The following is an 11,279-nucleotide window of genomic DNA, read 5'->3' on the forward strand; positions in this document are numbered from 1 at the left end:
ACATCAATCCCTATGTTAGTCCTATCAAGGTTTTAGACTTTAACAAGTGTTAGTACCGATTACCAACTGCAATTGTTCATGTATCACGAGCTTGAAGAGCGTATTGGAAAGAAGGCCGCCGTTTGGCGGCCATGGTTTGACTATGGATTTTTACCAGTCAGGGTTGTTTTAGCGTTGGCTGCCATCATAGCAAATACGGCGTACGCTGCCGTATTTTGCTTGAGCTTATCAGGGTCGACTTTATCTAATGTATCATCAGCGGTGTGGTGATAATCAAAATAATCGGTACCATCTTGATGTAGTGCAAATATTGGGGCATTTGTGGCTTGGCGAAGCGGGATAAGATCGGGGCCACCATGTGCGTTATTGGCACGCACATACTTGATATCAAGTGGTGCTAATTGCTCTGCAATTGCTCTGACAACAGGGAGTGAATTGGCAGAGACGCTTGATTCAAAACCGTAAACAACATCAGCACCAAAGTCTGATTCGGCAGCAGCAACGATGTTATCTAGCTTATCGGCATGCTGTTTGAAGTAAGCTTTAGCCCCCCACAGGCCGAGTTCTTCAGCAGCGAATAAGACAACTCGAATAGAGCGTTTAGGGCGAGCGATTTGTTTAATGTGTGTGGCTGCGGCCATCGTGAGCGCTACACCTGCGCCATCATCTAAGGCCCCTGTACCCAAATCCCATGAATCCAGATGACCACCAATTAATACATACTGCTGTGGAGCATCAGAGCCGGTTATCTCTGCGATCACATTGTAGCTGGTGCCTTCTCCCAAGTCTTCTGTTTGCAGGTTGATGTTGACGGAGACGGCATGGCCTGCATTTAATAAGCGCTCAATTTGGTCGGCATCAGGGTTGGCAATCGCGGTGTTGGGGATTTTACTCACGCCATCTTTATAACGGCTGTTACCTGTATGAGCAAAGCGATGGTGACTGGTACTGACTGAACGCATCATATATGCAATTGCGCCTTTTTTCGCCGCTTCTATTGCGCCGGTATTGCGCGCACGTACGGCTGGGCCGTAGCCGTTGCCATCAATATGCCTATTCATGCGGTAGTTAACGAACGCAATTTTATTTTCTAAACTCCCCTTTGGTGCTGCTATTAGCTCATCCAATGTTTCAAACATCACAACTGGTGCGGTGAGTCCTTCTTTTGGCGTGCCGATACTATTACCAAGTGCGGTAAGGTGCAATGGCTGCTTGGACGGAGTAATAATGGTTCCCGATTCGCGGTATCTGCGCCAGTTCGGAAACGTGGCAGGCTCTAGCCAAACTTTATCAAACCCAAGCTGTTCGAACTGCTGCTTTGCCCATTCAACGGCTTTTTTATCATTTTCGCTACCAGGTAAGCGCGGCCCAACTTCAGAGGTTAATGACTCTAAAAGTTGCCAACTTAGATCACTGTCTAGCGCCAGCTCTGTGACCTGTTTCACTTGTTGAATTTGTGTCGGGGTGAATTCTTGTGCTTTGACTGTGCCAATCAGTGGCACAAGTGCACATATTGTCGTTAACAGTTTCTTCATCATATCCTAAGGTAACGTGTTTTAAAAAGGCGTGTGATTGTCTCATTGATGAGGCTGTTAGCAAAGTTTATGGGATTAAATACATAGCCGTTGCGATATTCGCGCAGTGAGATTTCTGCTAGAATTGCGCTCAATTTAATTCATCGAGAATCACACATGAATACAGCTGCATTTAATACCTTACCTTTGGCGACAGAGTTTTTAAATACGTTGGCCGATTTAGGCTTTAAAAGCATGACACCTGTTCAGGCGCAGAGTTTACCCGTGGTGTTGTCAGGTAAAGATGTTATCGCACAGGCGAAAACAGGCTCAGGTAAAACAGTGGCTTTTAGTCTTGGTGTGTTGTCTCGACTGAATGTGAATCGTTATCGAGTACAGGGGCTGGTGTTATGCCCAACAAGAGAGCTGGCAGAGCAAGTCGCGGCTGAAATGCGAAAGTTAGCCCGAGGCATTCACAATATCAAAATATTAACGTTGTGTGGCGGCGTGCCAATCGGTCCGCAAATTGGATCACTTGAACACGGCGCGCATATTATAGTGGGGACGCCAGGGCGGGTAGAGGATCACCTGTTCAAAGGGACATTAAATTTAACTGAAGTCTCCAGTTTAGTGCTAGATGAAGCAGATCAAATGTTGGATATGGGCTTTGCAGATGTGCTTGATAATATCGTATCGTATTTGCCACAACAGCGTCAGACCTTGTTATTCAGTGCAACTTATCAAAAGCGGATTGAAGAGATAGCCGAGCGTGTGATGCAAAATCCACAAATGGTCAAAGTTGAAGAGCAAGTGGTGAATACCAGTATTAAGCAGTTGTTTTTTAAATTGGATAACAATAAGTTACGCTTCAATACTTTACGCTTATTATTATTACAACATAAACCTCAGAGCTGCGTAGTATTTTGTAATACCAAAGTTGAAACGCAAAAAGTATGTGACGAGTTGAAGGCCAGTGGCTTCAACGTTGTGGCTCTACATGGTGATTTGGAACAGCGGGAAAGAGAGCAGACCTTAATTCGCTTCGCTAATAAAAGTGCCTCCGTACTCGTTGCCACCGATGTAGCTGCACGTGGTTTGGATATTGATGATATGGACATGGTGATCAATTACCACCTAGCGCACGATTCACAAACCCATGTGCATCGTGTTGGGCGAACTGGCCGAGGGGGCAAAAAAGGGTTGGCATGTTCGATTTATGGAGAGAGCGAAGCGTTTAAAGTGGCTCAAATTGGAGATGTATATGACCGTGATTTTGAACCAAGCCCGATGCCATCACTGAATCTATTGGATAAGCCACCGTATAAGCCAGATATGATAACGCTGCAAATTGATGGTGGTAAAAAACAAAAGATACGCCCCGGTGATATTGTCGGTAGCTTAACAGGAGAGCAAGGTATTGCCTTTGCGCAAATTGGAAAAATTAATGTGCTAGATAATAGTGCTTATGTCGCAGTCGCGCGTGAAGCCGCCAAGCCTGCTTTTCGTAAGTTAAGTGAAGGAAAGTTAAAAGGTCGAAAGTTTCGCGTTCGCCGCATTAACTAAGCGTCATGATATGTGCTTTAAGCAATTCATACTCATTTTTGAGTTGCTTAAAGTGTTCTGCACAACCACTAGCCTTGTCTGGATGATGTGTCACAGCGTATTGACGCCAACACGTTTTTAATTGCCTAACATCGTACGGATAGCTTAATTGCCATTTTGAACATAAGGCTTTGATTTTATCAATCGGTGTGTGTGTCATTGGTTTTAAAGTGTTGAGTCGCTGCCAAAAACTATCTAGTAACTCGACAATCTCTTGCTTTGAAGTTTCGTAATTAGCCCAGTTTAAGTAATAATCTCTCAGTGTATCTTTGCCTATCGGTGTATTTTTTTTATGCTCGCTGAGTTGAATGTGCATACTGCTAACATGCAGATAAAACCCTTCGTTTATTAATTCTTGTTGTAGCTGAAATAGTGCGTTCATAATGAGAAAGTTTTTCTTAAACAAATCTTTATAGGGCTCCTCGTCTAGCTTTGGTAAAATTTCGTTAACATTTATGGCGTGGCCGATGGTATGCACCTTATGTATTTGCTGGTCCGAGATCGCAATGAAAATGGCATCTATAAGTGGGTTGAGCATTGTTCCGCCAAGTGAGTTAGTGTATCTTCAGCATAGCATGATTCAAGTTTAACACGGTGATTACAAGGATGGTAAATAGGCTGTTTTTTAAAGTGGTGATATATGCCACGTTATTATTCAACTCTTTGGTGACGCCCCTAAGTCATGCTTCTTCTGAGTTATCAACGCCACAATCACTGGCTGCACAAATAGAGCAATTAGCCGACCTTGATGATTGGCAGGATATTTCCATCAAGGGCCATCAATTGTTGTCTCATCCAAATATCACTGACAAGCAGCATTTTGATGTATTAAAAGTATTGGCTAAAGCAGCGTTTAACCGAGATGATTTTGCTACCACTGAACGTTACTTAAAAGAGATTGAAGCGCAATACAAGCAGATGCCGCTAAGTGAAGGCTATTACTTTGCAACCAAACTTTTAGCGATCAATACCTTTCATCAGGGCAAATATAACACCGCTGTTGAGCTTTACAAAAAAGCTTTGAGTATTGCCACTAAGCGTAAACAGCCGCTTGAACAAGCACACATGCACAATAACTTGGGCCTTGTGTATGTTGAAACGAATGAGTTAAGTAGAGCAATTACGCATTATGGCGAAGCGCAAAAGCTATACCAACAGCAAGGGAATCTGCAAGATGAAGCTGACATTATGCTCAACTTGTCAGCATTATATATCCGCCAGTATCAATTTGACACTGCTCAAGAGATGATCGGTACGGTCATTAAATATTTTGAAGAGCTCAATGATAACTATGGTATCGCATTGGCAAATTCGTACTTAGGTGAGCTATATAGCAAAAAAGGCTTAAACCTTTCTGCTCGACACTATTATCAAGCTGCCATTGACTATTATGAAGCTGAGAATAATACCGACCTTTTAATGGTTCAATATACTTATCTGGCAAATGTTAGTATTGCGCAAGGAAATTTTGAATTAGCCGAAAAAGAAGCCAACTTTGCGCTGTATTATGCTGAAAAGATCAATAGCAAATCTGGACGCATGCGAGCACTGTTTCCTTTAGCAAAGTCACTTTTTGCCAAAGGTGAAGTGAATATGGCCCTCAAGATGGTTGAAGAATCTTTCGAGCTTGCTAAGCAGTTAGGTGCTCGTTATCTAGAACGTGAAGAATTGGCGACTTTGGCCTTACTGCAAGCCAGCGTCGGTCAGCATAAACAAGCACTGGAGAGTTTTACTCAGTATAAAACTGAACAGTCAGAATATTTGAATGAAAATGTATTGGCCAAAATGGTCGATTATCAAAATCGCATTGAAGCGGCCGAATTGAACCGTGAAATCATGGAGCTAAAGCAAAATCAAGCTTTGCAAGCTCTGCAAATCGACAAGCGAGAGCAAGTTATCTGGCTTAGCGCGATGGTCGTCTTGTCGCTTTTTATTGCCGTCGTGAGCCTGTATTACAAGCAAGCTGAAAAGAATGCCAAAGTAGAGTTACGTGAAAAGGTAGCTGAGCGAACAGCTGAGTTGCAGCGAGTGGCAGATGAGCTGCGCAAGGCCAATCAAGTCAAGAATCAGTTTTTGGCAAATATTAGCCATGAGATCAGAACCCCTCTAACTTCCATCATAGGTCAGGCAGAAGCAATGCTCAATGACCATGCGAGTAATCCGGATTTACAGGTATCTTTAGGAGTTATTCAGCGACAAGGTGAGCACTTAAAAGGGCTAGTAAGTGATGTGCTTGACCTTAGTCGAATAGAGGCGCAGCGCTTAGAGCTTGAATATACAGAGTTTACGGCCAAAAGTTTGCTTAATGATATCAGTGACATGTTTCATAACGCTTGCAAGGTAAAGGGGCTTGAGTTTAGCGTAAAAGGTGACTTTGACGACTCTGTTATCGTTAAACTCGACTATATGCGAGTGAAGCAAATTTTGATTAACTTGCTCGGGAACGCAGTAAAGTTTACGGAACAGGGTAAAGTAGGCTTACATGTAAGCTGTCACCCATCGGGTTTGGTATTTAAGGTATTCGACACAGGGATTGGTATGAGCCCAGAGCAATTAGGTCGAGTGTTTGAGAGTTTTCAGCAAGGTGATAATAGTATTACGAGGCGCTTTGGCGGCTCTGGATTAGGGCTATGTTTATCGCAACAACTTACTGAGATAATGGATGGCAGCATTAGTGTTAACAGTCAGTTAGATAAAGGCAGTGAGTTCATAGTATTTATACCTTGCTCTCCTGAGCATAGTGAGCTGCCAAACCATGAGGAACAACCTCAAACCATTATATGGGAACACGGTAAAGTATTAGTTGCGGAAGATCATGATGACAACCGCGCGCTCTTTAAACGTATTTTGGAGCAACTAGGGTTAGAGGTGCTTGCAGCAAAGAACGGGGAAGAAGCTGTCGAAATATGTTTAAGAGAATATCCGGATATTGTGTTTATGGATATTCAAATGCCAAAAATGGATGGCGTTGAGGCGCTCAACTTATTGCATCTATCAGGCTTTGATCAACCCGTGTATGCCTTGACGGCCAATGTGATGGAGCATGAAATTAAGTCGTACTTAAAGGTTGGCTTTACTGGGCACTTGGGTAAGCCTCTTGATAGAAAAATGTTATTAAAAGTATTACAAAGGCACATATCAGTCACCTCAGTTGCGCCTTTGAGCCAATTAGACATGAGTGATTTAGCATCGAGCTTTGTGGCAACTTTAGCGAGCGAACGAGCATCTATAATCGAGTTTTGGCAGACACAGCAGTGGTTTAATTTGCAAAGAGCTTGTCACCGTTTATCGGGGGCAGCAAGTACATTCAATTTTGGTTCTTTAGCAAATATAGCGCGACAATTAGAAAGTGTACTGAAAAATGAAGAATATAAACAAGCTGAAAATTTATACCTTATATTGTGTGATGAATTAGAGTTTTTAAGCTTGTCAGAACAGCTCGACGTTGGCTGAGTCGTCTTTTTTTGATGTGCTAGAGCTTTGAGTTTCTTGCTTTTGCTCTGCCACCTTTGCTTCGCGTTGTGAGGTATCAACTGAAGCAAAATCTACATTAAATAATGACAACTTGTCACGGATGGTGACGGCAAGATTAAGTAAATCGCTACTGGATACGGCCTGAATTTTTGAACTCGATAGCGCATCAGAGTTTAGCTCTACCATAGACTCAATACTGGTCTGTGCTTCATCATAAACCGCTTTTTGTTGCTCGACTTGCGTATGAATGTTTTGCGACATGTCATTGACGCTGATCATGGCTTGTTCTATTTGATCAACTTCTTTGGTAGATGCTTCAGATAGAGAAACGGTTTGCTCTGTTTGTGCTAATGCTTCTTGCATGAGTTTGTGTGCACTGTCAGTGCCTAACTGAATTTTGGTGACCATATCTCTGACTTGTTGTGTTGACTGACTGGTTCTGGCTGCAAGGCTGCGTACTTCATCTGCAACGACTGCAAATCCTCGGCCTTGCTCTCCGGCTCTGGCTGCTTCAATCGCTGCGTTTAATGCAAGCAAGTTGGTCTGCTCTGCTATGGCGTTTATCACCTCTATGACTGAGCTTATTGCATCACTATCGGTTTTTAGAGTGCTTATTTGTTTGCTCGTTTGCTCGATATTATCAACTAAACCGAGCAGACTTTGCTGACTCTTGTCGGTATCTTTGCGTGTTTGCTTTACGGCAATCGTAGCATCTTCTACAGAGTGATAAATTTTATCAAGGTTCTCGTCTAGCTCCCGAGAAACAGCCAGGATCCGATTAATTGATGCTGCAAGGTCTTGGCCATGAGCATGTTGTATAGACGCTTTTTGTGTCATGGATGCATAGGTATCTCGCAAGTTATCTGCCATTGGGTAAAGTCGAGCTGAAGAAGCATGGATCTCACCGATCATATGCTCAATCGTTGCGAGGCTTGCGTTAAGTGCAAAGCACACTTTTGGTAGGTTTCTGTTTGTTTCATCAAAGCGAAATGTTAGATCCACATTACTTTCTTTTACTAACGCATGTAAGAGTTGCTCTAAATACTCAGTACGAGGCCTTTTGCAGCTTTGGTAATAAAAAAAGCAAAGCGTGCATCCCAACGTGACACCTAGTAATGTAAGAATTATCACAAACTGCAATGAGAAAAATAAGCTAACACCGATAATTAACAGCGCGTGACTTGATAAAAAAAGCAAGATAAAGGGCGCATTCTTCATGATTTAACAGGTCCTTTTAGCGACTAAAAGACCACGTAAATGATAGTTTATAATATTTGATGAAGCCAAATTTGTGTATAAAAAAAGCCTGTAAAAACAGACTTTTTTTTATACAAAGAGGTGATTATTTGCGACGCATCAAATCAAAAAACTCGTCGTTAGTTTTGCTCATTGATAGCTTATCAATAAGGAACTCCATTGCGTCGATTTCTGACATTTCATGAACAATCTTGCGTAAGATCCACATCTTTTGTAGCTCATCCGCTTTCGTCAAGAGTTCTTCGCGACGGGTACCTGAACGATTAAAGTCAATAGCAGGGAATACGCGCTTCTCCGCAATCTTACGATTAAGGTGTAACTCCATGTTACCTGTGCCTTTAAACTCTTCGTAGATAACTTCATCCATTTTAGAGCCTGTATCGATAAGCGCTGTAGCGATAATTGTTAAGCTGCCGCCTTCTTCAACATTACGCGCCGCACCAAAGAAACGCTTTGGTTTGTGTAAAGCGTTAGCGTCAACACCACCGGTTAATACTTTACCTGATGAAGGGATCACCGTGTTGTAAGCACGCGCTAAACGTGTAATTGAGTCAAGCAAGATGACGACATCTTTTTTGTGCTCTACCAAGCGCTTCGCTTTTTCGATAACCATTTCGGCAACTTGTACGTGGCGGTTAGCTGGTTCATCGAATGTTGATGCAATGACTTCGCCTTTTACAAGACGTTGCATTTCGGTTACTTCTTCAGGTCGCTCATCGATTAGCAATACCATTAGCGTTGCATCTGGGTTGTTATAGGTAATTGATTGAGCGATATTTTGTAAAAGCATCGTTTTACCCGCTTTAGGCGGAGCAACAATAAGGGCGCGTTGGCCTCTTCCTATTGGTGATGCTAAATCGAGTACTCGAGCCGTGATGTCTTCGGTACTACCATTGCCTCTTTCCATCACAAAACGTTCATTTGCGTGGATAGGGGTAAGGTTTTCGAATAATATTTTAGTACGAGAGTTTTCAGGTTTGTCGAAATTAACTTCGTTGACTTTTAATAAGGCAAAATAACGCTCACCATCTTTTGGCGGACGAATAAGGCCGCTGATGGTGTCACCTGTGCGCATACTAAAGCGTCGGATTTGGCTCGGTGATACATAAATATCATCTGGGCCTGCTAAGTAAGAAGCTTCTGAAGAGCGTAGAAAGCCAAAGCCATCTTGTAAAATTTCTAAAACACCGCCGCCGTAGATGTTTTCGCCACTCTTGGCGTGGGCTTTTAAAATGGCAAAAATTATGTCTTGTTTTCTTAGACGGGCTACGTTTTCGAGTCCCATAGACTCGGCTAGTTTTACAAGTTCATTAATTGACTTGTCTTTAAGTTCGCGTAAATGCATATTGGTGGGTTCTTTATTTCACTTGTCATTCTCGTTATTACGAGAGAGGTTGATTTGGTAAAGCTAAAGGTTAGTGATGTATAAATTAGCAGTTAGGCCGCTGGGCGTCCAGTCTTTATACAAATTTTGTGTTAAAAATATTGAAAGGACTGTATCTCTAAGCTGTGTGCACCTGTTTTTGTCTGAAAAAACAGGTGCACTGACAAATTAAGCGTTGCTATCTAAAAACTCGATTAACTGAGTTTTTGACAATGCGCCTACTTTAGTTGCTACAACTGCACCGTCTTTAAATAGCAAAAGGGTAGGAATACCGCGAATACCAAATTTAGGTGGTGTACCAGCATTTTGGTCAATGTTTAATTTACCTATAGTCACTTTATCAGCGTATTCTTCAGCTACTTCGTTCAGAATCGGAGCAATCATTTTACAAGGACCACACCATTCAGCCCAAAAATCTACTAGCACGGGCTTATCTGATTTAAGTACATCTGCTTCAAAGCTATCATCGGTAAGTTGAATTATTTTGTCGCTCATTGCGCTCTCCATTAGAATTTGGCGAATTATTTAATGCGTATTTAAACACTCTTGTTTCTTATTGCAAGTTTAAACGTTATGCTTTATCGCTATGACTAAGACACATTTGACCAATAAAAAATTTTCTGACTTTGCTTTAGCACCGGAAGTGGTCGCCGGTTTAACTGAGAATGGCTTCGAATATTGTACGCCAATCCAAGCAAAGTGTTTGCCTTTTATCATTGCTGGTCGCGATATCGCGGGCCAAGCTCAAACGGGGACAGGTAAAACTTTGGCTTTCTTAACAGCCACTTGCCACCGCTTGTTGCAAAAAGAAGGCGCATCCAGAAAACACCCAAGGGCACTGATCATGGCTCCCACTCGGGAGTTAGCGATTCAGATACATAAAGATGCAAAAGTTATTGCGCCACAGTGTAATTTAAAACTAGGTTTGATATATGGTGGCGAAGATTACGAAAAACAACGCACGCAACTAGAAAATGGGGTAGATATTTTAATTGGTACTACCGGGCGTTTGATCGATTTTTATAAGCAAGGCGCTTACAGCCTCAATGAAATTGAAGTTGTAGTACTAGATGAAGCCGATCGTATGTTCGATTTGGGCTTTATTAAAGACATACGCTATTTGTTTAATCGTATGCCAGATACATCATCGCGTCTTAACTTGTTGTTTTCTGCGACGTTGTCGTATCGGGTTCAAGAGTTGGCTTTTGAGCACATGACTAACCCTGAGCATGTACAAATTGAGCCTGATGTAAAAACGGGTAAACGGATCCAAGAAGAGCTATTTCATCCGTCGCACGATGATAAGATCCCGCTACTATTGACGCTAATAGAAGAAGAATGGCCAGAAAAGGCGATTGTTTTTGCTAATACCAAGCAAAGTTGTGAAAACGTTTATGCCTGGCTAAAAGCTGATGGGCATCGCGTAGGTTTGTTAACTGGTGATGTAAATCAGAAAAAGCGTCAGAGTATTTTAGCGCAATTCAGCAAAGGTGAGGTTGATTTTTTGGTGGCAACTGATGTAGCTGCGAGGGGATTACATATCCCTGAAGTGAGTCACGTATTTAATTTTGACTTGCCAGATGATTGTGAAGATTATGTACATAGAATAGGGCGTACGGGCCGAGCAGGTGCATCTGGTCATGCTATTAGTTTTGCATGTGAGCAGTATGCATATAATTTGCACGAAATTGAGGCCTACATTGAGCATTCAATTCCATTGTCACATTATGACAAGACAGCATTGCTTGATGATATAACCAAGCCTAATATTCAAAGGAAAAGGAACTACCCTTCTGGGCCACGCAACCGAAATAACGGTCGCCGTCAAGGTAGTTACCAAAAACAACGCTCTAATTAAGAGTGAGGCGATCACATTGATCGATGTTTTTAGAGGTTTATAAGTAGTGGTGCAAAAAATTCCTCAAAGCGATGTATTTGCGGTTATTGATTTAGGGTCCAACAGCTTTCACATGCTTATTGCAAGACATGCAGCAGGTGGCGTTCACACAATTGGACGAGTTAAGCGAAAAGTGCGTTTAGCAGCCGGT

At 42.3% G+C, this 11,279-nt stretch carries 9 protein-coding genes (1 of these 9 only partly in view); 4 read left to right on the plus strand and 5 right to left on the minus strand.

The genetic code is table 11. From position 1 onward, the window contains the following. Positions 1-140: 140 nt before the first annotated feature. Entirely contained in the window at positions 141-1,535 is a 1,395-nt protein-coding gene (locus tag GDK41_RS00445) for a M20/M25/M40 family metallo-hydrolase (protein WP_152084576.1), read from the minus strand. Between the two features lie 156 nt (positions 1,536-1,691). On the opposite strand from GDK41_RS00445, the gene dbpA reads away from it, so the two are divergent. Beyond that, a complete protein-coding gene (gene dbpA, locus GDK41_RS00450) occupies positions 1,692-3,077 on the plus strand; it encodes an ATP-dependent RNA helicase DbpA (RefSeq protein ID WP_152084577.1) in 1,386 nt (461 codons plus the stop codon). On the opposite strand, the gene GDK41_RS00455 is transcribed toward dbpA, so the two are convergent. Beyond that, a complete protein-coding gene (locus tag GDK41_RS00455; RefSeq protein ID WP_152084578.1) occupies positions 3,070-3,654 on the minus strand; it encodes a DNA-J related domain-containing protein in 585 nt (194 codons plus the stop codon). The two genes, dbpA and GDK41_RS00455, sit on opposite strands and share 8 nt — an antisense overlap. A 68-nt stretch (positions 3,655-3,722) precedes the next feature. Between GDK41_RS00455 and GDK41_RS00460 the strand changes: the two genes are divergently transcribed. Beyond that, positions 3,723-6,569 carry a response regulator gene (locus tag GDK41_RS00460; RefSeq protein WP_152084579.1) on the plus strand — a complete coding sequence of 949 codons (2,847 nt, stop codon included), beginning with the start codon at positions 3,723-3,725 and terminating at the stop codon, positions 6,567-6,569. On the opposite strand, the gene GDK41_RS00465 is transcribed toward GDK41_RS00460, so the two are convergent. The 3 genes from GDK41_RS00465 to trxA all read right to left on the minus strand — a co-directional run bounded on the left by GDK41_RS00465 (position 6,546) and on the right by trxA (position 9,726). Then, the gene (locus GDK41_RS00465) at positions 6,546-7,592 is read right to left on the minus strand and encodes a methyl-accepting chemotaxis protein (RefSeq protein ID WP_232056494.1); all 1,047 of its coding nucleotides are present in this window, start codon (positions 7,590-7,592) and stop codon (positions 6,546-6,548) included. The genes GDK41_RS00460 and GDK41_RS00465 overlap by 24 nt on opposite strands. Positions 7,593-7,932: 340 nt before the next feature. After that, entirely contained in the window at positions 7,933-9,192 is a 1,260-nt protein-coding gene (gene rho / locus GDK41_RS00470) for a transcription termination factor Rho (protein ID WP_152084581.1), read from the minus strand. A 207-nt stretch (positions 9,193-9,399) separates the two neighbouring features. Then, complete coding sequence (gene trxA / locus GDK41_RS00475) at positions 9,400-9,726, minus strand: thioredoxin TrxA (protein WP_152084582.1); 327 nt, start codon at positions 9,724-9,726, stop codon at positions 9,400-9,402. Between the two features lie 91 nt (positions 9,727-9,817). On the opposite strand from trxA, the gene rhlB reads away from it, so the two are divergent. Both rhlB and gppA read left to right on the plus strand, forming a co-directional pair. Next, on the plus strand, positions 9,818-11,089 hold the full coding sequence (rhlB, locus tag GDK41_RS00480; RefSeq protein WP_152084583.1) for an ATP-dependent RNA helicase RhlB: 1,272 nt from the start codon (positions 9,818-9,820) through the stop codon (positions 11,087-11,089). A gap of 46 nt (positions 11,090-11,135) precedes the next feature. Continuing rightward, on the plus strand, positions 11,136-11,279 hold the start of the coding sequence (gene gppA, locus GDK41_RS00485; protein WP_152084584.1) for a guanosine-5'-triphosphate,3'-diphosphate diphosphatase. 1,359 nt of this gene lie beyond the right edge of the window; only the first 144 of its 1,503 coding nucleotides appear in the window; the start codon lies at positions 11,136-11,138; its stop codon lies off the right edge, out of view.

Source organism: Pseudoalteromonas sp. A25, from assembly GCF_009176705.1.
Taxonomy (GTDB): domain Bacteria; phylum Pseudomonadota; class Gammaproteobacteria; order Enterobacterales; family Alteromonadaceae; genus Pseudoalteromonas.

Bases quoted from the DNA above. Each gene is read 5' to 3' on its own strand.
- GDK41_RS00445 (WP_152084576.1), bottom strand. From the start codon at position 1,535: ATGAAGAAACTGTTAACGACAATATGTGCACTTGTGCCACTGATTGGC.
- dbpA (WP_152084577.1), top strand. From the start codon at position 1,692: ATGAATACAGCTGCATTTAATACCTTACCTTTGGCGACAGAGTTTTTA.
- GDK41_RS00455 (WP_152084578.1), bottom strand. From the start codon at position 3,654: ATGCTCAACCCACTTATAGATGCCATTTTCATTGCGATCTCGGACCAG.
- GDK41_RS00460 (WP_152084579.1), top strand. From the start codon at position 3,723: ATGGTAAATAGGCTGTTTTTTAAAGTGGTGATATATGCCACGTTATTA.
- rho (WP_152084581.1), bottom strand. From the start codon at position 9,192: ATGCATTTACGCGAACTTAAAGACAAGTCAATTAATGAACTTGTAAAA.
- trxA (WP_152084582.1), bottom strand. From the start codon at position 9,726: ATGAGCGACAAAATAATTCAACTTACCGATGATAGCTTTGAAGCAGAT.
- rhlB (WP_152084583.1), top strand. From the start codon at position 9,818: ATGACTAAGACACATTTGACCAATAAAAAATTTTCTGACTTTGCTTTA.